18 protein-coding genes and 1 pseudogene are annotated in these 22,364 nt (G+C 60.2%); 16 read left to right on the forward strand and 3 right to left on the reverse strand.

Translation table 11 applies throughout. The features are described 5' to 3' along the window. The first annotated feature begins 158 nt into the window (after positions 1 to 158). From BSU04_RS03820 to BSU04_RS03865, 10 genes are all read left to right on the forward strand, one after another. Positions 159 to 1,151 (forward strand): substrate-binding domain-containing protein, encoded by a 993-nt coding sequence (locus tag BSU04_RS03820; RefSeq protein WP_089159339.1) that lies wholly within the window; start codon positions 159 to 161, stop codon positions 1,149 to 1,151. Between the two features lie 95 nt (positions 1,152 to 1,246). Continuing rightward, positions 1,247 to 2,815, forward strand: a complete 1,569-nt coding sequence (locus BSU04_RS03825) for a sugar ABC transporter ATP-binding protein (protein WP_089159340.1) — start codon at positions 1,247 to 1,249, stop codon at positions 2,813 to 2,815. After that, the gene (locus tag BSU04_RS03830; protein WP_089159341.1) at positions 2,808 to 3,821 is read left to right on the forward strand and encodes an ABC transporter permease; all 1,014 of its coding nucleotides are present in this window, start codon (positions 2,808 to 2,810) and stop codon (positions 3,819 to 3,821) included. Before BSU04_RS03825 ends, BSU04_RS03830 begins: the two co-directional genes overlap by 8 nt. Beyond that, positions 3,818 to 4,858, forward strand: coding sequence for an ABC transporter permease (locus tag BSU04_RS03835; RefSeq protein WP_089159342.1), 1,041 nt, complete (start codon positions 3,818 to 3,820; stop codon positions 4,856 to 4,858). Before BSU04_RS03830 ends, BSU04_RS03835 begins: the two co-directional genes overlap by 4 nt. After that, on the forward strand, positions 4,855 to 5,730 hold the full coding sequence (locus BSU04_RS03840) for a sugar phosphate isomerase/epimerase family protein (protein ID WP_089159343.1): 876 nt from the start codon (positions 4,855 to 4,857) through the stop codon (positions 5,728 to 5,730). Before BSU04_RS03835 ends, BSU04_RS03840 begins: the two co-directional genes overlap by 4 nt. A 213-nt stretch (positions 5,731 to 5,943) precedes the next feature. Continuing rightward, positions 5,944 to 6,564 (forward strand): nucleoside/nucleotide kinase family protein, encoded by a 621-nt coding sequence (locus BSU04_RS03845; RefSeq protein ID WP_089159344.1) that lies wholly within the window; start codon positions 5,944 to 5,946, stop codon positions 6,562 to 6,564. Positions 6,565 to 6,926: 362 nt separating this feature from the next. Continuing rightward, positions 6,927 to 8,681, forward strand: a complete 1,755-nt coding sequence (oxc, locus tag BSU04_RS03850; RefSeq protein WP_089159345.1) for an oxalyl-CoA decarboxylase — start codon at positions 6,927 to 6,929, stop codon at positions 8,679 to 8,681. Positions 8,682 to 8,811: 130 nt separating this feature from the next. Then, positions 8,812 to 10,062, forward strand: coding sequence for a formyl-CoA transferase (gene frc / locus BSU04_RS03855; RefSeq protein WP_089159346.1), 1,251 nt, complete (start codon positions 8,812 to 8,814; stop codon positions 10,060 to 10,062). Positions 10,063 to 10,170: 108 nt separating this feature from the next. After that, the gene (locus tag BSU04_RS03860) at positions 10,171 to 10,614 is read left to right on the forward strand and encodes a PAS domain-containing protein (protein ID WP_089159347.1); all 444 of its coding nucleotides are present in this window, start codon (positions 10,171 to 10,173) and stop codon (positions 10,612 to 10,614) included. A 64-nt stretch (positions 10,615 to 10,678) separates the two neighbouring features. Continuing rightward, entirely contained in the window at positions 10,679 to 12,130 is a 1,452-nt protein-coding gene (locus BSU04_RS03865; RefSeq protein ID WP_089159348.1) for an aldehyde dehydrogenase family protein, read from the forward strand. 111 nt (positions 12,131 to 12,241) lie between these two features. On the opposite strand, the gene BSU04_RS03870 is transcribed toward BSU04_RS03865, so the two are convergent. Together BSU04_RS03870 and BSU04_RS03875 are read right to left on the reverse strand one after the other, a co-directional pair. Next, positions 12,242 to 12,592: a hypothetical protein gene (locus tag BSU04_RS03870; RefSeq protein WP_089159349.1), complete on the reverse strand. Its 351-nt coding sequence runs from the start codon at positions 12,590 to 12,592 to the stop codon at positions 12,242 to 12,244. 157 nt (positions 12,593 to 12,749) lie between these two features. Next, positions 12,750 to 13,670: a LysR family transcriptional regulator gene (locus BSU04_RS03875; protein ID WP_179258201.1), complete on the reverse strand. Its 921-nt coding sequence runs from the start codon at positions 13,668 to 13,670 to the stop codon at positions 12,750 to 12,752. A gap of 387 nt (positions 13,671 to 14,057) precedes the next feature. Between BSU04_RS03875 and oxlT the strand changes: the two genes are divergently transcribed. From oxlT to BSU04_RS47335, 6 genes and pseudogenes are all read left to right on the forward strand, one after another. Then, on the forward strand, positions 14,058 to 15,410 hold the full coding sequence (oxlT, locus tag BSU04_RS03880) for an oxalate/formate MFS antiporter (RefSeq protein ID WP_089159351.1): 1,353 nt from the start codon (positions 14,058 to 14,060) through the stop codon (positions 15,408 to 15,410). Further along, complete coding sequence (locus tag BSU04_RS03885; protein ID WP_089159352.1) at positions 15,407 to 16,393, forward strand: LysR family transcriptional regulator; 987 nt, start codon at positions 15,407 to 15,409, stop codon at positions 16,391 to 16,393. The genes oxlT and BSU04_RS03885 overlap by 4 nt, the downstream gene beginning before the upstream one ends. 136 nt (positions 16,394 to 16,529) lie before the next feature. Then, complete coding sequence (locus BSU04_RS03890) at positions 16,530 to 17,558, forward strand: 2-dehydropantoate 2-reductase (RefSeq protein ID WP_089159353.1); 1,029 nt, start codon at positions 16,530 to 16,532, stop codon at positions 17,556 to 17,558. A gap of 114 nt (positions 17,559 to 17,672) precedes the next feature. Then, entirely contained in the window at positions 17,673 to 17,894 is a 222-nt protein-coding gene (locus BSU04_RS03895; RefSeq protein WP_089159354.1) for a hypothetical protein, read from the forward strand. Between the two features lie 64 nt (positions 17,895 to 17,958). Further along, positions 17,959 to 18,639, forward strand: a complete 681-nt coding sequence (locus BSU04_RS03900; protein ID WP_373452789.1) for a GntR family transcriptional regulator — start codon at positions 17,959 to 17,961, stop codon at positions 18,637 to 18,639. 42 nt (positions 18,640 to 18,681) lie between these two features. Then, a pseudogene (locus tag BSU04_RS47335) lies at positions 18,682 to 18,885 on the forward strand (IS4 family transposase); the annotation flags it as partial. A gap of 72 nt (positions 18,886 to 18,957) precedes the next feature. Here the strand turns inward: BSU04_RS47335 and BSU04_RS03905 are convergent. Then, positions 18,958 to 22,341 (reverse strand): autotransporter outer membrane beta-barrel domain-containing protein, encoded by a 3,384-nt coding sequence (locus tag BSU04_RS03905; RefSeq protein ID WP_179258192.1) that lies wholly within the window; start codon positions 22,339 to 22,341, stop codon positions 18,958 to 18,960. Positions 22,342 to 22,364 lie beyond the last annotated feature (23 nt).

Below are 22,364 nucleotides of genomic sequence, written 5' to 3' on the forward strand. Positions count from 1 at the left end.
AGTTGACCATCGAGCTAAATGGATTCAGCATCGCTTCCGTCATTAGCTGAATGGATTTAGCAATGTGCTAAAGATTCGGCGACCCGGCAAATTCGTCCACAAACAAACCAATGGGCTTCGCCCGAGCGAGAGCTTGCGGAAGTCCAAGCGGAGGAGACATGTCAAGGTACTTCGTGCGCGCTCTGTGCGTAGGCGTCGCTGCATTCGCGTTTGGAACTGGCCTGGCTCTGGCCTCGCCCGATAAGCCAGTCATCGGGATAGTCGTAAAAATCGGCGGAATTCCATGGTTCAACGCCATGGATGCCGGTATCAAGAAGCGAGCGGAGCAACTTGGCGTCAAGGCTTTCATGGTTGGGCCGACCAGCGCTGACCCCGCGCTGCAGGTGCGGGCAATCGAGGATCTGATCGCCCAGCACGTGGATGTGATCGGCGTAGTGCCGAACGACGCCGAGGTACTGGAGCCGGTTCTGGCGCGGGCGCGCGCTGCGGGCATCAAGGTCATCACGCACGAGTCGCCGAAGCAAAAGAATGCTGATTGGGACTTCGAACTTGCCTCGGTCAAGGGCTTCGGCGAAGCGTACGCAAAGCGCATGGCGACCGCATTGGGGGGCAAGGGCGAATACGCCGTCTTTGTCGGCTCGCTGACCGTGCCTTTGCACAACGCGTGGGCTGATGCCGCCATCGCTTATCTCAAGGCGAACGATCCCGGCATGGCGCTGGTCGGCGACCGTTATGGCGTTGCCGAAGATGTCGACGCGTCGCGCAAGACCGCGCTCGACCTGATGCGTGCGCATCCGAACCTCAAGGCCATTCTCGCATTCGGCAGCCAGGGCCCGATCGGAGCGGCTCGCGCGGTTGCCGAGAAACATGAAGCGGGAAATATCCTCGTACTCGGTCCGTTTTCGCCGGGGCAGGGCAAGCGTCTCGTACACGATGGTGTCCTGACCGGCGGCTATATGTGGAATCCCGAGATTGCCGGCGAAGTGTTCGTGACCCTGGGTGTGATGGTCGCGAAGGGTGAACCGATCAAGGACGGCACGAAGATCGAAGGCCTGGGTGTCGTCCATCCTGACGGTCACAACCTGATCGTCGATCAGCTGGTGGATCTCAACGCGAAAACCGTCGACGATCTCGCGAAGATGGGACTCTGAACGATCGTCTCGTTTCTCCAGACGGGTGAGGGGCGGCCAAGGCTGTCCTTCACTCGAGCGTTCAGGCAAGGTAGGCGTAGCATCGGAGTGTTTTCATGGTTCCAGCGGCTTCGAAGGACCGCCTCGCGCCCTCGCGAGGCAACGCGAGCGAGATGCCGGCGGTTGTTGACACCGGCGGCGCGGCACTGCTCAAGCTTGAAAATATCACCAAGATATTCGGTGGCGTGAAAGCGCTGCAGGCCGTGAAATTCGATGTCATGCCGGGTGAGGTAGTGTGCCTCGCCGGTGAAAACGGCTGCGGCAAGAGCACCCTTATCAAGGTGATCAGCGGCGTCTATCAGCCCGAAGCCGAAGCCGTCATGCTGATGGACGGGCAATCAATCCAGGGCCTGGAGCCGTCAAAGGCCCGGGACCTCGGCATTCAGGTGATCTGGCAGGACCTCGCGCTTTTTCCCGAGATGAGCGTCGCGGAGAATATTGCCTTTGAGCGCAACCTTGGCCCTCGTCCGCGCCTGGTCAACTACGGCCAGATGAAAATCGCCGCTCGACGCATTCTGGAGCGTTTGGGCGTTGCGATCGACCTTGGCCGTTCCGTGCGTTCGCTATCAATTGCGCAGCGGCAGATCGTGGCGATCGCCCGGGCACTCGTCGCCGATGCCCGGCTGGTGTTCATGGACGAACCGACGGCGTCGCTCAGTCACGCCGAAACCCAAGCATTACTGACGATCGTGCGTCGTCTGTCGGCAGATGGAATCGCCGTGGTGTTCGTCAGTCACCGGCTTGCCGAAGTGCTCGACGTATGTACGCGTGTGACGGTGTTGCGGGATGGACAGTATGTCGGCACGTTCTCCACTGCAGGCATGACGCAAACCCGTCTCACGGAACTCATGACCGGTCGCACATTCGACTACGCGGTGCGAACCACGGACTTGTCCGCTGCGCCTGTCGTGCTGAGCGTCGATAGCCTGTCACGGCGCAATGAATACGATGCAGTTTCCTTCTGCGTGAAGAAGGGCGAGATTCTTGGCGTCACCGGCCGCCTTGGTGCGGGGCGAACAGAACTGGCGTTGTCGCTGTTCGGCATGACGCGGCCGGATGCCGGTGCGGCCAGCCTGAACGGAAAGATGTTATCGCTTGGCTCGAATCGCGACGCTATCCGAGCGGGCATTGCCTATGTTTCCGAGGACCGTCTTCAACTGGGTCTGGTCCAGCAGCAGTCTATTGGCGACAACACCGTTGCCGCTGTGCTGGACGATTTACTCGATGCCACGCGTCTGATCGCACCCAAGAAGCGTGATGCCCTGATCCGCGATTGGATTGCGCAACTGGCGGTCAAGATCGGGAAGCCGGAAGACGCGGTATCGACACTCTCAGGGGGCAATCAGCAGCGCATCGTGCTTGCCAAGTGGCTGGCGACCAATCCGAAACTGCTGATCCTGGATTCGCCCACGGTAGGGGTCGATGTAGGTGCGCGAGCCGGCATCTTTGCCATCATCCATAAGCTCGCCGAGCATGGCATGGCCATCTTGCTGATCTCCGACGAGATCCCTGAGGTCTATTTCAACGCCGACCGTATTCTGCATATGCGCAACGGGCGCATGGTCGCTGAATACGTGCCCGGAACCACGACCATCGACCAAATCGAGCGAGACGTCCATGCCTGATCTGCGCAAATGGGGGATCGGTTCCATCGAGGCCCTGCTGATTCTCGTCATCGCTGCCATGGTGGTCGGGCTCGGCGCGACGACTTCAACGTTTCTCACGCTGCCCAACCTGTTCGACCTGCTTAACCAAAGCGCGGTCAACATCATCTTCGCGGCCGGCTTGCTGGTCGTGCTCATTGCCGGCGGGATCGACATCTCGTTCGCCGTGGGCGCGTCCGTGGTCCAGTACCTGAGCGCGCTGACCGTCATGCGCCTCGGTGGCGGCGACTGGGCGTTGGGCTTCCTGGTGGCTGCCGGGTTCGGCTGTCTGCTTGGCGCCATCAATGCCACGATCATTTACCACTTTCGCATCGTATCGATCGTCGTGACCATAGCGACCTTCAACGTGTTCTTCGGCGGATTGATGTTCCTGACGGGCGGCGTGTCCATCTACGACCTGCCGGACTGGTGGATGAACCGCGTTTCGCTGGTTTCGTTCAAGACGTCAAGCGGTGTCGCGGAGCTCGCGCTGCCCGTCGCGGTCATGGCAGTCATGGTCGTGGCCACCTGGTTCCTGCTTCGGCGCACGACTATCGGCCGGCAACTCTACGCCATGGGCGACAACCCCGAAGCGGCGCGGCGCGTGGGCGTCAACATGGGGGCGATGCATTACGTAGCCTTTGGCTGGCTCGGGATGATGGCCGGTATCGCAGGCCTGATGCAGGCGCACTATGTGCAAGAGGTGGTGCCCAACGCGCTGTACGGCCGTGAACTCGACGTACTGGCAGCTGTGGTACTTGGCGGCGCGCGGCTGGGTGGCGGACGCGGCACGATCCTCGGCGCCATCCTTGGAGTCCTTCTGACAGCCATCACCGCGAACGGCTTGAATCTGCTTGGGATTTCGCCGTACGCGTTCAAGATGATCATCGGCGCCATCATTCTGATCGCCATCACCTTGTCGAGCGACGGCCTGGCCAAGCTGGTCGGATCGCGGTTCACGCTACCACGCGCAAAGGTATCGTCATGAAAACCTCCTCGCCAGATCGTTCGGTTCGCTCCGTTGTGCCGCTGGTGCAAGCCGATGTCGTCGGCCTATTAGGGTTCCTTGCCATGGTGATCGTGGCCATGAGCTTCGCCTCGGACCGCTTCCTCACCACCGGAACCTTTGTTTCGGTTGCGTTCCAGTTGCCCGAGCTCGGTCTTTTTACGCTGGCCATGCTGATGCCTTTGATCTCCGGCGGCTTCAATCTGGCAGTCACGTTCACGGCGAACATAGCCGGGCTCGCGATGGCATGGGTGCTGCATTCGCAGGGCGGCGCGGATGCCGGCGCCGGCGCGATCGTGCTTGGGACCTGCGCTGCGCTTGCCACGGGCGCCGCGGCTGGATGGATCATGGGGGCCATCATCGCGCGTACCGGCGCAAGCCCGATCCTGGTATCCCTGTCGATGATGATCTTCCTGCGCGGGCTCGGAGAATTCCTGACCCACGGCGGCGACATTTCCGGATTTCCGCCGTTCGTGTTGAAGCTGGGCAACGGCCTCATGCTCGGCGTTCCCGTCCCGCTTTGGATCTTCGCCGGCTGTGCGGCTCTCTGGCACGTGGTCATGACGCGCTCTCGGCTTGGCTTCGCCACCCGCATGATCGGCTCGAATAGTGAGGCAACGCGCTATTCGGGTATCGACACGCGGCGCGCGGTGACCCGAATCTACATGCTCTCCGGCCTGATGTGCGGTGTTGCAGGCGTAGTGATGCTGGCCAGTTTCAACTCGGTGCGCGTCGGGCACGGCGAGGCATTCCTGTTAATCGCCGTGCTCGCCTGTTTCCTCGGGCGCGTGGATCCGTTCGGCGGTTTTGGGCGCGTCGTGCCAGTCGTGATTGCGCTTGTCATCCTGCAGGTCATTGCCTCTGGCCTGAATCTGCTCGGCGCCAACCAGCACCTTGCGACCGCTTTGTGGGGCGTGTTTTTACTTGCCGTGATGTTCCTGCGTTGGGCGTGGGCACGCGGTTATTTTCAGTCTTTGGTCCGCAGACGCGCGACCGCTACCGGAGGAGTGACTCAATGAATAAGCTCGGTGTTCATGCATTGGTATGGGCCGGCGACCTGACGCCGGAGTCGACCCGCAAAGTGATCAGCCAGACCAAGGCGGCAGGTTTTGATCTGGTCGAGCTATCCCTTCACGGGCCCAAGGTCATGGACCTGGGGCTTACGCGCGACCTGCTCCAAGAGCATGGTCTGGAGATCGGGTGTTCGCGTGGCCTTACATTGGATGCTGATGTATCCAGCGATAATCCGGAGTCGGTTGCACGTGGCCTGGCATTGCTGGAAGAGGGCGTGAGCATCACCGCGGAACTCGGTGGCAAGTACTTCGGCGGCATCCTATACGGTGCAATGGCGAAGTACCAGGCGCCGCTCACTGCTCAGGGAAGACGCAACGCGGTTGACTCGCTCAAGCGGATCGCCGATTTCGCCTTGAAGAAGGATGTCACTCTCGGCCTCGAAGTCGTGAATCGTTATGAAAGCAATCTGCTCAACACGGCATCACAAGCGCTCGGCATGCTGGATGAAGTCGATGCACCCAACGTTGTCGTGCACCTCGATACCTATCACATGAATATTGAGGAATCCGACTTTATGCAGCCGGTGCTGGCATGCGGGAAGCGTTTGGGTTATGTCCACATCGGCGAAAGTAATCGGGGCTACCTGGGCTCAGGCACAATTGACTTTGCACAGTTCTTTCATGCGCTATCCATGATTGGCTATGAGGGCGTGGTCACGTTCGAAAGCTTCTCGTCCACGGTTGTGAACGAGCAGTTGTCGAACGCGCTGGCGATCTGGCGGAACTTGTGGGACGACAGCATGGATCTGGCCACTCATGCGCGGACCTTCATCGCTGGCAGCATCAACGCTGCGGCCAAAGCAAGGGCGCATCATTAACGACATGTTTGCCGGGCGGCGCAGAAGGACGCAGGAGGACGCAGGAGGACATGGAACACGACCGCGACAGTAGAACGGTTGCCCCCTTGCGCTGACCGGTAAGCAATGCAGCGCTGCCGGACTTTGTCTGGTCTTCGTTCGCGGTGGGGCCCCGGCTGTGCGAAGATCGGCGAGGCGTTTCACGCCATTTAAAAACGACACAGGATTTTGCCGATGATCGAAGACCGTTTTCTCGTGCGACTGGAACAGCTCTTGGCGGATGGCCAGCGTCGTATCCTTGGGCTGGTGGGTGCGCCGGGCGCAGGCAAATCAACGCTGGCACAGGCCATTCTCGAAGCGCTGCCAGGACGCGCGGTGGTCGTGCCGATGGACGGGTTCCATCTTGCGAACGTCGAACTCGAACGCCTTGGCCGCGCGTCCCGCAAGGGCGCCGAGGATACATTCGACAGCGCCGGTTACGTCGCACTGCTGGGGCGCTTGCGCGCGCAGCGTCACGACGAGATGATCTATGCCCCCACGTTTCGCCGAGAGATCGAAGAACCCATTGCCGGGGCCATTCCGGTCACGCCGGACGTGCCGCTGGTGATCACTGAAGGCAACTATCTGCTGCTGCAGCAAGGCCAATGGAAGGCCGTTCGTCCTCTGCTCGATGAAGCCTGGTATGTCGACGTCGATCCAGAGCTGCGTTTGCAGCGGCTCATTGCGCGCCACGTGAAGTTTGGTCGCGATGAAGACGCCGCCCGCGAATGGGTTCAGCGAACCGACGAAGTGAACGCGGCGCTGGTTGATGCGACGCGTGGGCGTGCCGATCTCGTTTTCCGATGGACGTCCTAGAACGTGTGACGACAGAGAACAAACCACCCCGTCGACCTGATCAGGGTTGACGGATCGACCACCGCTACCCGCCTCCAGACGCGGGTAAACCCACCCCGGCGCGCGCCAAAATCAGTCGCGCCGCACTCACACCAACGCAATCCCCGTTCGCCCCAATCCTCGGTCGCGAAACATCGGCATTGCCTAAACACCTCCCATCGCATCGCAGCAAAAAAAACGGCAAACCTGCCGTAGCGCCAGCGTTTCCGCCTTGATCGCACCGCACCAAGCTCGACCCGTCAAACAAATCCGCTTGACTAATACTGTGTGTGGAATATTGTATATCACAAACCAAACAACGCCAGCCAAGGAGGAGAGACGTTATGGCAGAAGTACTGAACTACCCGCAGACCGCCACTGCAGCCGAGACAGCGAAGCAGGAAACACCGGCGACCACCGACGGTTTCCATCTGGTCATCGACGCCCTGAAGCTGAACGACCTCAATACCATCTTTGGGCTGGTCGGCATTCCGATTACCGATTTGGCGCGACTTGCGCAAGCCGAAGGCATGCGCTTCATCGGCTTTCGTCATGAACAGCATGCGGGCAATGCGGCCGCCATTTCCGGCTATATGACGCAAAAGCCGGGCATCTGCATGACCGTGTCAGCGCCGGGCTTCCTGAACGGCCTGACGGCGCTTGCCAACGCGACCACGAACTGTTTCCCGATGATCCTGATCAGCGGATCCAGCGAGCGTGAGATCGTCGACTTGCAGCAAGGCGACTACGAGGAGATGGACCAGCTCAACGCCGCCAAGCCCTACGCGAAGGCCGCGTACCGCGTTCTGCACGCGGAAGACATCGGCATCGGCATTGCGCGTGCGATCCGTGCGGCCGTGTCGGGCCGTCCCGGCGGCGTCTACCTGGACTTGCCGGCGAAACTGCTGTCCCAGACCATCGACGCCGTGAAGGGCAAGCAGTCCCTGGTACGCGTGGTCGACGCGGCGCCGCGTCAGCTTCCCGCGCCTGACTCGGTCAAGCGTGCGCTCGACTTGCTGAAAAGTGCGAAGCGTCCGCTCATCCTGCTCGGCAAGGGCGCGGCTTACGCCCAGGCCGACGCACAGATTCGCGAGCTCGTCGAAAAGAGCGGCATTCCTTATCTGCCGATGTCGATGGCCAAGGGATTGCTGCCCGATACGCACGAACAATCGGCGTCCGCCGCGCGCTCGTTCGTGCTGCAGGAAGCCGACGTCGTGCTGCTGATCGGCGCGCGCCTGAACTGGCTGTTGTCGCACGGCAAGGGCAAGACGTGGGGCGGCGCACCGAAGCACTTCATCCAGGTCGACATCTCGCCGACGGAAATCGACAGCAACGTGGCGATCGCGGCACCGGTGATCGGCGATATCGGGTCCTGCGTGTCGGCGTTGCTGGGAGGCATGGATGCCAGCTTCCCGAAGCCCGCCGCCGAGTGGACGGATGCGATCTCCGAGCGCAAGAACAAGAACCTGGAAAAGATGGCCGCGACGCTCGCCAAGAACCCGTCGCCGATGAATTTCCACAGCGCATTACGCGCGATTCGCGACGTGTTGAAGACGCGCCCGGACATCAACGTGGTCAATGAAGGGGCGAACACCCTCGACTACGCCCGCAGCATCATCGACATGTATGAGCCGCGCAAGCGCTTCGACTCGGGTACGTGGGGAATCATGGGTATCGGCATGGGCTTCGCGATCGGCGCGGCGGTCACGAGCGGCAAGCCGGTCGTCGCCATTGAAGGCGACAGCGCGTTCGGTTTCAGCGGCATGGAACTCGAAACCATCTGCCGCTACGACCTGCCGGTTTGCACCATCGTCTTCAACAACAACGGCGTGTATCGCGGCACCGACGTGAACCCGACCGGCGGCAAGGATGTTGCCCCGACGGTGTTCGTCAAGGGCGCGCGCTACGACAAGATGATTGAGGCATTTGGTGGCGTAGGCCGCCACGCCACGACGCCGGAAGAGCTGACGACGGCACTTCAGGAAGCCATTGCATCTGGCAAGCCGACGCTCATCAATGCGGTTATCGATGAAGCCGCCGGCACCGAAAGCGGCCGCCTGACGAATCTGAATCCGCAAAGCACGGCGATGAAAAAGTAATCCGCTTGGCCGGTACCGGCGGTACCGGCTGGATCGGTGGCATTGACGGCTTTGCCCAAACGCGCCGCTGATGCCGCCGCAAGAACATTGAGTAATCCACCTTTAGCCAGTGAGTCAGGAGACAGGAATCATGAGCAAGCCACTCGATGGAATCAAGATTATCGACTTCACGCACGTGCAGGCAGGTCCGGCCTGCACGCAGTTGCTTGCGTGGTTCGGCGCCGACGTGATCAAGGTGGAACGCCCGGGCTCCGGCGACGTCACCCGCACGCAACTGCGCGATATCCCGGATGTCGACGCGCTGTATTTCACGATGCTCAATAGCAACAAGAAGTCCCTCACGCTCGACACCAAGAAGCCGGAGGGCAAGGAAGTCCTTGAGAAGCTTATTAAGGAATCCGATGTGATGGTGGAAAACTTCGGTCCGGGCGCACTCGACCGGATGGGCTTCCCGTGGCAGTACATCAAGGAACTGAACCCGAAGATGATCCTGGCGTCCGTGAAAGGCTTCAGCGACGGCCACCATTACGACGACCTGAAAGTCTATGAAAACGTTGCGCAATGCGCGGGCGGTGCGGCATCGACCACGGGGTTCTGGGACGGTCCGCCGACCATCAGCGCAGCGGCGCTAGGCGACAGCAACACCGGCATGCATCTCGCCATCGGCATCCTGACGGCGCTGATTGGACGCGACAAGACGGGCAAGGGGCAGAAAGTCGCGGTATCGATGCAGGACAGCGTGCTCAACCTGTGCCGCGTGAAACTGCGTGACCAGCAGCGTCTGGACCGGCTTGGTTACCTGGAAGAATATCCGCAATACCCGCACGGCGAATTCAGCGATGTCGTTCCACGCGGCGGCAACGCCGGCGGCGGCGGTCAGCCGGGCTGGGTGCTGAAATGCAAGGGCTGGGAAACCGATCCGAACTCGTACATCTACTTCACGATCCAGGGTCACGCGTGGGCGCCGATTTGCCGCGCGATCGGCAAACCCGAGTGGATCGAAGACGCGAACTACAACACGGCTTCTGCACGTCAGCCGCATATCTTCGACATCTTCAAGACGATCGAAGAATGGCTCGCCGATAAAACCAAGTTCGAGGCGGTGGACATCCTGCGCAAGTTCGATATTCCTTGCGCGCCTGTGCTGACGATGAAAGAGCTGGCCAATGATCCTTCGTTGCGTGAGAGCGGCACGATTGCCGAAGTCCAGCACAAGGAACGCGGCTCGTATCTCACGGTGGGTAGCCCGATCAAGTTCTCGGACATGAAGCCGGAGATCACGGGATCACCGTTATTGGGCGAGCATACGGACGAAGTGCTCGAGGGCCTCGGTTACAGCAGCGCGCAAATCGCCAACCTGCATCAGAAACAAGCCGTTTAAACGCGATAAACGCGAAAGCGCAGCGCCGTGGATTGCCTTGACGGACCCACGGCGCTGCCTGAATCGCGGCCAGATAAGACCAAGGCCATTTCAACAATGAATAGCGCCATGCATACCAAATTCCCCATCGATTTCGAGCAACTGGTTGGCGTGATCGGCGACGCGGTTGTCATCTCCGACGCCAGTGGCGCGATCACCCTATGGAACCCGGCTGCCGAGCGCATGTTCGGGTTCACGCCCGAAGAAGCGCTGGGCAATTCGCTGGACATCATCATTCCCGAACGCTTGCGCGGACGTCACTGGAGCGGCTACGAAAAAACCATGGCGACCGGCGAGACACGTTACGGACACGACGTGCTGCGCGTGCCGGCTGTGCACAAGGACGGCCGGTCCTTATCGATTGCATTCACGGTCGCGTTGCTGCATTCAGCGGGAGCGCAACAGAGTGTGACCGGCATCGTAGCCGTCATACGCGATGAAACCAGCCGCTTCACCGAAGAGCGCAATCTGCGCAAGCGCCTCGCTGAACTCGAAGCAAAATCCGGCACGTGAGCCGAAGACAGGGACTACACCCGGGACTGCGCGCGGGACCGCACTACAGTACAAGGAGACAACAATGACCGCCCAAGCGGACTTGAAACGTTACGAACTGCTGATTGGTGGCGAAGCAGTGGCGCCCGGTGGCGGCGCGTATTCGAGCATTATCGATCCATCGACCGAGACGCCGATAGCAAGCGTTGCCCAGGGCACCGCGGCGGATGTCGACCGTGCCGTGCAGGCGGCGCGCGCCGCGTTGAAACCGTGGAATGCAATCAGGGCATCTGAACGCGGCCGGATCCTGATGCGCTTTGCAGAATTGATGCGTACGCGTCAGGATGAAATTGCCGCAGTGGAAAGTCTCGACGCCGGCAAGCCGATCTCCGGTGTGCGGCGACAGGATGTACCGGCTGCCATCGACACCCTCGCGTATTACGCCGGCTGGTGCGACAAGATCAATGGACAAGTGGTGCCCACGCGCCCGGACGCGCTGACCTACACGGTGCGCGAACCGGTCGGCGTGGTCGCGGCTATCGTGCCGTGGAATTTCCCGTTGATGATCGGCATGTGGAAGATCGCGCCCGCGCTTGCCTGCGGCTGCACACTGGTCGTCAAGCCCGCGGAGCTGACGCCGTTATCGGCGTTGATGCTCGGCCGGCTCGCGCTGGAAGCGGGCGTGCCGCCGGGTGTACTCAATATTGTTACCGGCAAGGGCTCGGTGGTCGGCGACGCCCTCGTGGCGCATCCGGGTGTGGACAAGGTCACGTTCACCGGCTCGCCCTCAGTCGGTCGGGGAATCTTGCAGGGCGCGGCGGTCAACTTCAAGCGAGTCACGCTCGAACTGGGCGGCAAGTCCGCCAACGTCATTTTCGCCGATGCCAATCTCGATCAGGCCGCACGCGCGGCTGCGTCGGGGATTTTTTTCAACGCGGGGCAAGTGTGTTCCGCGGGCTCGCGCGTGCTCGTCCAGCGATCTGTGTATGACGAGGTCGTTGAACGTCTGGCGCAGCGTGCGAAGTTGATTACGCTGGGTGATCCATCGCAGAAAGAGACGTCCATGGGACCGCTCATTTCCGCGAAGCAGATGCAGACGGTGCTCGATTACGTGGACATTGGCAAGCGCGAAGGGGCGTCAGTCGTGTCGGGTGGAAGGCGATGGGGCGAGCGCGGCTATTTCGTCGAGCCCACGGTGTTTGCCAATGTCGAGCACGAGATGCGTATCTCGCAGGAAGAGATCTTCGGTCCCGTGGTCAGCGTGATTCCCTTCGACGATGAAGCCGATGCCGTGCGCATTGCCAACGGGACGCTGTACAGCCTCGCGGCGGGCGTGTGGAGCGCGGATATAGGCCGAGTGCACAGGATGGCGTCGGCGCTGAGGGCCGGCACGGTCTGGGTGAATACGTACGGTTATACCGATGTGCGATTGCCGTGGGGCGGCTCGGGTGATTCAGGCTTTGGCCGCGAGCACGGGGATGTGGCTATCGAGAACTTCACTGAGCCTAAGAGCGTGTGGGTGTCGCTGGCGCAATGAGGGTGTATGCAAGAAGGGAGCGGGTTGTTCAACCCGCTCCCTTCGAGAACTTAGTACCTGCCTGAGGTATGACCCCAGGCGCGAACAACTCTGCGCTTCAAGGTTCAAGCTTCAAGCGGCTTGCGCATGTGGGCTGTCGCAGTCGGGCCGCCACATCCGTGCGCCGCGCGTGTCGTCGGCGCGGGCGATGGTCGTGGCACGGCACGCCTCGTAATACGCGTTTTTCCTGCTCACGATGGCCTCGCACAGGAACTCCGCGCTGTACGCCTTGAGCAAATGAGGGCAATGCAATTCGATGTACTGCGCAATGCGCGCCTGATCGCTGGGTGCGTGCGCCAGCGACTGAAGTGTTTCCACGTCCCAGCGGAACATCAGGTCAAGTTCTTCGAAGGCGCTGTTGTAGGCACAAAGCTGGGTCTGGAGTTCGCGTGCATCGGCGATCGTGGCTTGTGAACGGTTCATGGTCGTTTGTCTCCGGTCCCATGCAATGTAATTGCGAAGTTAGCCATGAATGACAGCGTGCTGTGGCTGCGTGGCTTAACTGAAGGATAGGAACATTGATCCATATACGATAGTCACTTGTTTTTAGCGTAACTATTAAAGATACCTAATAGATGGTTTACCCGATATGCGTAATAGCCGAGATTTGCGCCGCCCCTTCGTCGATGAGGAATTGCTTGAACGCCATCGCCACTGCCGGAAGCCGCTTGTTATGACGATGCACGAGATACCAGTTGAGCATCACGGGAAAACCCGCTATGTCGAGCACGGCGAGCCGTCCGATCTGCAGCTCCATGCTGACCGTATGCGCCGACAAGAAGCTGATCCCCATGCCGGCAATCACCGCCTGCTTGATGGTCTCCGTGCTGGTGATCTCCATGGCGATGTTCAGCGGCTTGAGCCGTCCCGCGAAACCTTCCTCCATCGAATTCCAGGTGTCGGAACCGCGCTCCCTGACAATGAACGGCTCGTCGACAAGCGACTCCAGCGCAATGTTCTTCTTGCCCACCAGCGGATGACCAGGGGGCGCCACGATCACGTAAGGGTGCGGGGCAAACGACACGTTCTCGGTGTCCATGTCCTTGGGCGGCCGAACCATGATCGCGAGGTCGGTGAGGTTGTCGGTGAGCTGGTGCAGCAGTTCTTCGCGGTTATGAACCGCCAGGTTCAGCTTGACGTCGGTATTGCGCTTGGTGAATTCGGCCAGCAGGCGCGGAAAGAAATAGTCCCCGGCACTGATCACGGCCACGTTCAGCGTGCCTCCGGAAATACCCTTGAGTCGCGCCATGGCGTCGTCGGCTTCCCGGAACTGCTCGAGGATCGCGCGGCTGTGGTGAAGCATTTCCTGACCGGCCGATGTCAGGTAGATCTTCTTGCCAAGCTGCTCGAAAAGCGGCAATCCCGCGTGCTCCTCGAGCTGCTTGACCTGCGTGGAGACGGCCGGCTGGGTGAGATAGAGCTCTTCGGCGGCGCGCGAGAAGCTGAGCCGCCGTGCAACGGTTTCGAATATTTTCAGTTGCCTAAGCGTCGCATTTCGCATCATCACGGATCTCCACCTATAAACGATCCTGAATTTATACAATAAATTTTTCTAACTTTCCCTAATCGTTTTTCTGCCGCAGGATGCTTTCAACGTGCGGTAGTTTCGTAAGGTGCACGCGGGGAGAGGCTAGCGGCAGGGTCTTCCCCTATATCCGTCAGAACATTGGGAATCGCTTAAAAATGGTTCTTCTATCACCGACCTTGACTTACGGCCTGCAGGATGGGCACGGCCGTATCCGGCACCGCCCCGCCACGAATACGTACGCCTGACCGACCAAGACCCCTCACACCGGTGACCAAGACACGGTGTGCCGCAGTCGATTTAGTAATCGATGAAGCAGTCGAATACGCGCCGCACGAGCGCTGAAACATAACGGAGACAGACATGGCAAACGCAGCGACGGCACCGGCCGCTGGTCAGCCCAAACTGGGGTGGCACAACAATCGGTGGGCTCAACTCGCCATCGGCATCATCTGCATGGGCCTGGTCGCCAATCTGCAGTACGCATGGACTTTATTCGTAGTCCCGATGGATGCGAAACATCACTGGGGCCAGGCGGCGATTCAAACCGCGTTCACCATTTTCATCGTCACGGAAACCTGGCTGGTGCCGCTGGAAGGCTGGCTCGTCGATAAATTCGGCCCGCGGCCGGTCGTGATCGGCGGTTCGATCTGTGCGGCGCTTGGCTGGATCATCGATGCAAACGCCACCAGCCTGGTCCATCTCTACATTGCGGCAGTGATCGCCGGCGTGGGCGCGGGTTGCGTGTACGGCACCTGCGTGGGCACGGCGCTTAAGTGGTTCCCGGACAAGCGCGGCCTTGCTGCCGGTTTGACGGCGGCAGGTTTCGGCGCGGGCGCGGCGGTCACGGTCATCCCCATCTCGAACATGATTCAGCGTTCAGGCTACGAACACACCTTCGTGTTCTTCGGGATCTTCCAGGGCGTCTGCATCCTGTTGCTCGGCATGCTGCTGGTTCGTCCGAGGCCGCCGGCTTATGCGGTTCCGGCCAAGCGCGTGGTGGCGTCGAAGATCGACTACACGACGGCCCAGATGGTGCGCTCACCGCTCTTCTGGGTGCTGTACATGATGTTCGTGTTCGTTGCGGCGGGCGGCGTGATCGCCACCGCGCAACTCGGACCGATCGCGAAGGAATATGGCTTTGCCAAGATGCCGGTCAGCCTGCTCGGCGTGACCTTGCCGCTCCTGACCATGGCGCTGTCGATCGACAACCTGTGCAACGGTTTCACCCGTCCGCTCTGCGGCTGGATCTCGGACAAGATCGGCCGCGAGAACACCATGTTCTTCATCTTCATCGGCGAAGGCGTTGCGTTGCTTGGTCTCATGGAGTTCGGCCACAACCCGTACTTGTTCATGTTCTTCGCAGCCATTACGTTCCTGTGCTGGGGTGAAATCTTCTCGATCTTTCCGGCCACCTGCGCCGATACCTTCGGCAGTAAATACGCCGCCGCCAACGCCGGCACGCTTTATACGGCGAAAGGCACGGCTTCCATGCTGGTACCGCTTGCCTCGGTGCTGTCGGCCATTGGCTCATGGGACGCGGTGTTCATCGCGACGGCCAGCGTTTCGATTGCCGCTGGCTTGTGCGCGAAGTTCGTGCTCGCGCCGATGAGAAAGCGCTGGATCGAAAACACGGTTGCCGAGTCGAGGCGCCTCGATGCCGCTACGTTTCAGACTGCCTGGACAGAAGCCCCGCGCAACTCGTCGGCACAATGACTCGTAGCCAGACTGATGCCGTGCAGGGATTGAAGGCGTCCGGCGTGTCGCTGCAGCAGCTACGCTTGTTCGTGATCTTGGCGCAGCATCGGAGTTTCACCCAGGCGGGCAACGCGCTCGGCGTGACGCAGTCGGCGGCGAGCCGCGGCATCAGGGAACTGGAAGACCTGCTTGAACTGAGGTTGTTCGACCGCACGACCCGCCAGGTTGCGCTCACCGATACCGGGCGCGCGCTGCTTCCGCGCATTGCGTTACTGGTCGATGAACTCGAAGTGGCGCTGCGTTTCGGACAGCAGGTTTCTACGGTCGAAAGCGGCGTGGTGTCCATAGCGAGCAGTTCCAGCCTGGTCGCTTCGGTGCTGCCGACGCTGCTCTCATCGTGCCGGGCGAGCTACCCCAATATCGCGTTGACGCTGCATGATGCGCGGCAGAGCAGGGTGCTCGAGCTCGTGCGCGCCGGCGATGCAGACATGGGCGTAATGACCGGTCCCGTAAACGATAGAGATCCTCACGATCTCCACGATCTCCACGATTTATCGACGGAAACGCTTTTCTCCGAGTCCCTGTGCGCGATCGTGCCGGCGCGACATGCGCTGGCATCGCACACGACGGTGCGATGGCGCGACATGAGCGGTGCGAGCCTGTTCCTTCTCGACGACGACACAGGCAGTTTCGATGTCATCGCACGTGCGCTCGATGAATATGGCGCGTCGAACGTCAAGCTTCAGCGGCTGACTCAGGCCGCGAGCGTCGTGCAGATGGTCGCGGCTGGACTTGGAATTGGCATCCAGCCGATGCACGCAGGCGCAGCGTCTGCTCAAGCGCTGGTTCAATCGGTGCCGCTATGGCCGTCGGTGACGCGAACCGTAGCGCTCGTGAAGCGGAAAAGCCGCACGTTGCCAGTCCAGGCAGCGCGTATCTGGACGCACGTCGTTTCGTCCTATGATGAGCAACATAAGCCGCTGCAAACCGCTCACGCCTGACCCTCAATCCACTGAATATTCGAAGCGCGGCTCCCTGAAAAAGAGTCGCGCTTTTTTCTTGCGCTTTCTTCGTTGTTATCCAATACTGAATCTAATATGTTGTATATCAGAAGAGAAAATGGTCCAGGAGACGACAATGAAAATTTGCATTTACGGTGCCGGTGCGATCGGCGGTTACATGGGTGCGCAACTGGCCCGAGCGGGGGCGGATGTCAGTTTCGTCGCACGCGGGCCGCATCTGGCTGCCATGCAGGCGAACGGCGTGCGCTTGCAGATCGATGGCGAGGAGCACACGGTCAAGGTGCGCTGCACGAACAATCCTGCGGAACTCGGGCCGCAGGATTACGTGGTGATTGCGCTTAAGGCGCATTCGGTGCCGGGCGTAGTCGATTTGATGCAACCGCTGCTGGGGCCGGATACCGCGGTGGTTACCGCGGTGAACGGCCTGCCGTACTGGTATTTCCATGAGCACGGCGGCGCGCTGGCCGGCACCACGCTGGAAAGCGTCGATCCGGGCGGCCGGCAGTGGCAAGTGCTTGGGGCCGAGCGGGCGATAGGCTGCGTGCTGATTCCCGCCGCCGAAATTGCGGAGCCTGGCGTGATCCGTCATGTGTATGGCAAGAAATTTCCTATCGGCGAGCCGAGCGGGCTGGTGACGCCGCGCCTGCAGGCGTTCCACGACATCATGAGCGCCGCCGATATGGAGGCGCCGATGCGCGACAACATCCGCGATGAGATCTGGCTGAAGCTGTGGGGCAACCTCTGTTTCAACCCGATCAGCGCACTGACAGGCGCCACGCTCGACGTCCTCACCAGTGATCCGGCAGTACGCAAGCTGTCGCGCCAGATGATGGAGGAGGCGCAGGGCATTGCCGAGAAGCTAGGCGTTCATTTCCGTGTCGATGTGGAAAAGCGCATCAACGGCGCGGCCGCGGTCGGCGCTCACAAGACCTCGATGCTGATGGATTGCGAAGCGCGCCGGCCCATGGAGATCGATCCGATTGTGACCGTCGTGCAGGAAATCGGCCGAAAACTCGCTGTCGACACGCCGATGATCGACGCCGTCCTCGCGCTGATCAAGCTGCGTGAAGGCGTCAACCAGGGAACGGCCAAGCCCGGTATCAAAACGATTGAATCCTTCACGCGTTCGCAAAAAGCCGCTTAAACTGCGAACACGGAAGGGCTGTTGTTTCTGATATATCACATACGAAATATGTTGCGTTGCGCTGCGACGCAACATATACTGAAGGCTCTTGGAGTAAACCACTAGGAGCCGGAAATGAGCATCGCTTTATTAGTCGTGGTCGGAATTGCCTTGGTAGCGGGCGGTGTGGGTGTGACGTTTGCACTGGCATCGGCGGTGCCGCAAGACGTGTTGCAGCGCGCGCAGGACAATGGTCGGTACGCTGGGCTGACGGCGGATGACCAGGGCGGCAGCACGGGTACACGGGCGACGACGGGCGTGCGGAACCTGGGACATCAAACCATCAATGCCATCTGATACTGAAGTTGCTGCAACCCCGGCTAATCTTCTTGAACCGCGGGCGGAAAGCAGGCCTGCTGGCGTGACACTTTCGCTGGCGCCGATCAACGCGACGGTTTCGTTGCGGGACCAGGCTTATGCACGACTGCGCCAGGCTATTTCCGAGGCGGATATTTATCGTTCGCGGGAAGAGATCCGGCTGGATGAGAAGGATTTGACTGAGGCGCTGGGCGTGAGTCGTACACCGATTCGCGAAGCCATGACGTTGCTTGAGCAGGAAGGGTTTCTGCGAACGGTGCCGCGTCGCGGGATTTATATCGTGCGCAAGACCAAGCACGAGATTGTAGAGATGATCAATATGTGGGCCGCGCTGGAAAGCATGGCGGCGAGGCTCGCGACTCAGCGTGCGACGGATGCAGAGATTGCAACGTTACGGCACATGTTTGACCATTTTCAGAATCAGGCGCCGGCTGAGCATATTGAAGAGTATTCGGAGGCGAATATCGTCTTCCACCAGGCGATTGTGCAGTTGAGCAAGTCGCAGATCATCTTCGATACGATCAAGAATATTTTCGTGCATGTGCGCGCGATCCGGAAGATGACGATTTCGCAAAGCGATCGGGCAGCGCGCTCGATTGAAGACCATATGAAGATCATCGAGGCGCTTGAAGCGCGGGATACTGAATTGGTCGAGAGGCTGGTGCGGCAGCATTCGCTGGATCTGGCGGCGTTCGTCGAGGCGAATTGCGATTTTCTGGATTAAGAGTTAGAGGTTCGTTCGCATTTATTTGGTTGGGGCGGGGCGCTGCAAGCCCTCCGTACGATCCAGCACGAAATGATGTGGGCCGCCGAGAGTCCGCCGTGTACAAAACTGCCGCGTGCCTTCAGCGGCTGCGTGAACGGCTCAAGGCTTTGCCGAACGAAAAACGAACCCGTCGCGCGTGCGAGGGCGCGTCAACGCCGACCTGAACGTTACACCGTTCGATACCTTAAGAAGGACCTTAACTGAATGACATTACCGTTAGGTGCGTCAGTTTTAGGTGCAATTCGACATTGAATGGTCATTGATACGTTATGCAAATCACCACGCATACTTAACCCCTGCGCGCACGACATAAGCGTGATAGCTCTGCGCGCCCCAAACTCCGCTCACATTGCTCCAGGCGCTCCAGTTCTTGCCAAGATCGCCGTTAAGCCCGAGCTTCACCTCATAGCGATTCTCTGGATAAAGACTGCCCACCGGTATCTGATTAAACGAGATTGAGCTATCGGTACTGGTATGCCACCAATTCACGGTGGCGTAGAACTGCATCGTCTTGTTGGCGCTGCGCTGGAACGTGCGTTGCAGCCGCAGTCCAAGCCGCGTGATCACGCCGCTGGAATCGGCGCCATTCACATGCGTGCCATTGAGCTCGGCCAGCGAGTCTTCCCGATAATCGGCGTAGATCAACTGGCCTTGTGGCTCGAACACCCAGTCGTTGATCAGCGCAAACGCATAGCCCGACTCGCCCGAGATCGCCCAGCCGCGCGCGTTGTAGTTCACTGTAGGCAAGTCCTCGCCGACAACGCTATTGTTAAACCAGCCGTATTGCACCCAGGTATCGGCGTAAGCACCGAGCCGGCTTGCATCGTTCTGATACCAGGTGCCGTAGGCGCCGATGCTATAGCCCGCGACGTTGCCACGCGCAGTCGCCGGGTTCCCCGCGGCTTCTGCGTTGCTTTGGGCAGTCTCGTAAGTCGCCATCAGCCCGAGATGCAGCAGATCGGCACCGGGTGTGAGCTTTTTCTGCGCTACTTCCACGCCGCCTTGCATCAGGAACGAATCGGTGTTCACGTGGAAGGTGCCATCGCTGCTATTGCTGCCTTCGTTACGTCCCTCCATGCGTAGCCAGACAGAACCGGGTCGGCTTGACCCATCGGCATTGGCCGCGCTTTGCGAGGTTCCGCTCGCGCGATCATCCAGACTGTGCACGAACATTTCTGCGGCCACACGCTGGTTTGCCAGATAAGCGGCCACTTCAGGTCGGAAGAGTGGTTGCGGTGGGTTAGGCGGCGTGGGCGGATCAGGGGGCGTGGGCGGTGTTGGTTCAAGCTCCGAGCGCAGATACCAGTTGCCATCGGCGTTTTGTGCGCCACCCTGAAGCAGTTGATATTCATACGGGCCCGCTACCGCGCGCCCACTTAGCACGAACGCGTCGGCGGCCGAATGCGTCGGGTCCTGAACCTGCACTACCATGATGCCGTTGTCGACACTCGGCGCTCCGGCCCCGCCGAGATTGTTCACCACGAGTTGCGTGGCGCCTTTGGTTCCGAGCGCAGTGGCGCCAGCGACCAGTAAATCGGAGCTCGATGCGCTGCCGCCTTCATTCAACACCGTGTTGACCAGGAGTCGGCCGCCGTTGGACGTATAAGTGCCGCCTACAATCATGCGGTCTCCGGCTGTGCCATTAGCCATCGTCAAGGTGCCGCTGTTGTTGAGATTGCCAGCAATGGTGAAACTCGCATCGGGACCATTGGCGAAGACGGGTAGCGCGTTGCCTACGCCGATCAAGCCATTATTGACCACCGATCCAGCGACGCTGCCATAGCCGCCCAACGCACCCGCTGCGCCTACGGTTACCAGACCGCCCCCGGCTAGATTGGCATTGGTGTGCGCCGCGTCGCCAATGGCGAGCGTGCCACTATTGATGTTGGTATTGCCGCTGTAAGTTTGCACGCTATTGAAGACCAGCTTGCCGGTGCCGTCTTGAGTGACCGATCCGGTGCCACTAATGATGTTGGCGAAGAATACGCTATCCGAATGATTGAAGACCAGTGCAGCGTTATCGGTGATGTTGCTGGCAACTGAACCAGTGGTGCCGCCATTACCCAGTTGCAAGGTGCCCGCGCTGATCGTGGTGGCACCGGTGTAGGTGTTGTCGCCCGTCAGGATCAGGGTGCCAGTGCCCGCTTGCGTGAGTGAGCCGGTGCCGCTGACCACGCCGTCATAAGTCGCGGTGTCGCTGCGATTAAATGCCAAAGCCGCGTTATCGGTGATATTGCCGATAACCGAACCGGTGGTGCCGCCACTACCAATCTGCAGCGTGCCCGCGTTAATCGTGGTGCCACCCGTATAGGTACTAGCTGCCGATAGCGTGAGCGTGCCCTCGCCGTTCTTGGTCAGCGTCGTGCCATTCCACGGCACACTTGAAGCAGGCTGATCACTCAACGCGACATCGACATTGAAGGCATCAGTGCTGTTGGCAAGCGTAAATACGCCGTTGCCTTGAGTCGCCCCGGCAAACCAGGTCAACCCAAGGCCAACGTTGTAGTCCAGGCCATTGGCCGACTTGCCCTCAGTCAGCGTAAGGTAGTCAACCGGACTTGACGATCCGCCCACAGTGACGGATGTGAAATCGTTCGTGATGCGGCCGGTGGTGTGAATGACATTGAACTCAGTGGCGGTCAACGCGCTCGCGCTGGTCGGTGGCGTGGGCGCAGTGAATCCGGTGATGTTGAGCGTCCCCGCCAGATTCGCGCTGGTCGCCGCAATGACGGGCTGCGTGCTGCCTATCTCGACGTTGAGCGTGCTGCCCGCAGCCTGCGTGAAAGCGCCGCCTACGGCCAGGGTGGAATCAGCGGCGATCTGGGTGGTCGCACCGCTGCCGGTAGTGTAGTTGCCGGTAATAGTGAGTGCACCAGGCTGCGCCAGATTCAACGTTCCGGCTGTGACATTCGCGCTGGCGACTGACGACCCAGCACCCGTGAGCGTGGTCGTGCCGGTACCCGTTTGCGTCAGTGAACCTGTGCCACTCACTGCGCCGCCAACGGTGAGCACATTCGACCGGTTGAATACCAGTGCGCCGTTATTTGTGACGTCACCTGTAATGCTGCCGGTGGTGCCTCCATTGCCGATTTGCAAGCTGCCAGCGCTGATGGTGGTGCCACCGGCGTATGTATTGGATCCCGTCAGGGCGAGCGTACCAGTGCCCGCTTGGGTCAGGCTGCCATTGCCGCTAATCACATTTGCATAGGTGACGTCATCTGAGCGATTAAAGGTCAGCGTTCCCCCGCTATTGACGGCAATATCGCCACTCACACTACCCGTGGCTTTGCCATTGCCAATCTTTAGCGCCGCGCCGCTATTAATGTTCGTGCCGCCACCGCTGCCACTGTTGTTCAGCGTGCCGGTAACGGTAAGGGTGCCGCTCTGGAGCGTGGTGGCTGCGGTGGTCGTGCCTGTGGTTGATACGTTGCCACTTAAAAGCCAACTGGTACCCGACATCGTCAAACCAGTGAATCCGGTGAGGGCGTTGCTCGCGCTGCCGGTGCCTTGCAGCACGAGGTTGTTGTTGGTACCTGAAGTGACCGCGGCGCTGCCGTTGAGCACGGAACCAGTTCCCAGTGTCAACGTGTTGTTGCTGCCGCCTATGGAAACGGCAGTACCGTCTGTGCCGGTAATGGTGCCGGTGTTAGTCAGCGCCACTCCGTTTCCACTAGTGTTTGTTA

It is taken from the genome of Caballeronia sordidicola, from assembly GCF_002220365.1.
In the GTDB taxonomy this organism is placed as follows: Bacteria; Pseudomonadota; Gammaproteobacteria; order Burkholderiales; family Burkholderiaceae; genus Caballeronia; species Caballeronia sordidicola_C.

What these genes read in the sequence shown, in the direction of transcription:
- BSU04_RS03820 (WP_089159339.1), top strand. Translation starts at nt 159, where the DNA reads ATGTCAAGGTACTTCGTGCGCGCTCTGTGCGTAGGCGTCGCTGCATTC.
- BSU04_RS03825 (WP_089159340.1), top strand. Translation starts at nt 1,247, where the DNA reads ATGGTTCCAGCGGCTTCGAAGGACCGCCTCGCGCCCTCGCGAGGCAAC.
- BSU04_RS03830 (WP_089159341.1), top strand. Translation starts at nt 2,808, where the DNA reads ATGCCTGATCTGCGCAAATGGGGGATCGGTTCCATCGAGGCCCTGCTG.
- BSU04_RS03835 (WP_089159342.1), top strand. Translation starts at nt 3,818, where the DNA reads ATGAAAACCTCCTCGCCAGATCGTTCGGTTCGCTCCGTTGTGCCGCTG.
- BSU04_RS03840 (WP_089159343.1), top strand. Translation starts at nt 4,855, where the DNA reads ATGAATAAGCTCGGTGTTCATGCATTGGTATGGGCCGGCGACCTGACG.
- BSU04_RS03845 (WP_089159344.1), top strand. Translation starts at nt 5,944, where the DNA reads ATGATCGAAGACCGTTTTCTCGTGCGACTGGAACAGCTCTTGGCGGAT.
- oxc (WP_089159345.1), top strand. Translation starts at nt 6,927, where the DNA reads ATGGCAGAAGTACTGAACTACCCGCAGACCGCCACTGCAGCCGAGACA.
- frc (WP_089159346.1), top strand. Translation starts at nt 8,812, where the DNA reads ATGAGCAAGCCACTCGATGGAATCAAGATTATCGACTTCACGCACGTG.
- BSU04_RS03860 (WP_089159347.1), top strand. Translation starts at nt 10,171, where the DNA reads ATGCATACCAAATTCCCCATCGATTTCGAGCAACTGGTTGGCGTGATC.
- BSU04_RS03865 (WP_089159348.1), top strand. Translation starts at nt 10,679, where the DNA reads ATGACCGCCCAAGCGGACTTGAAACGTTACGAACTGCTGATTGGTGGC.
- BSU04_RS03870 (WP_089159349.1), bottom strand. Translation starts at nt 12,592, where the DNA reads ATGAACCGTTCACAAGCCACGATCGCCGATGCACGCGAACTCCAGACC.
- BSU04_RS03875 (WP_179258201.1), bottom strand. Translation starts at nt 13,670, where the DNA reads ATGCGAAATGCGACGCTTAGGCAACTGAAAATATTCGAAACCGTTGCA.
- oxlT (WP_089159351.1), top strand. Translation starts at nt 14,058, where the DNA reads ATGGCAAACGCAGCGACGGCACCGGCCGCTGGTCAGCCCAAACTGGGG.
- BSU04_RS03885 (WP_089159352.1), top strand. Translation starts at nt 15,407, where the DNA reads ATGACTCGTAGCCAGACTGATGCCGTGCAGGGATTGAAGGCGTCCGGC.
- BSU04_RS03890 (WP_089159353.1), top strand. Translation starts at nt 16,530, where the DNA reads ATGAAAATTTGCATTTACGGTGCCGGTGCGATCGGCGGTTACATGGGT.
- BSU04_RS03895 (WP_089159354.1), top strand. Translation starts at nt 17,673, where the DNA reads ATGAGCATCGCTTTATTAGTCGTGGTCGGAATTGCCTTGGTAGCGGGC.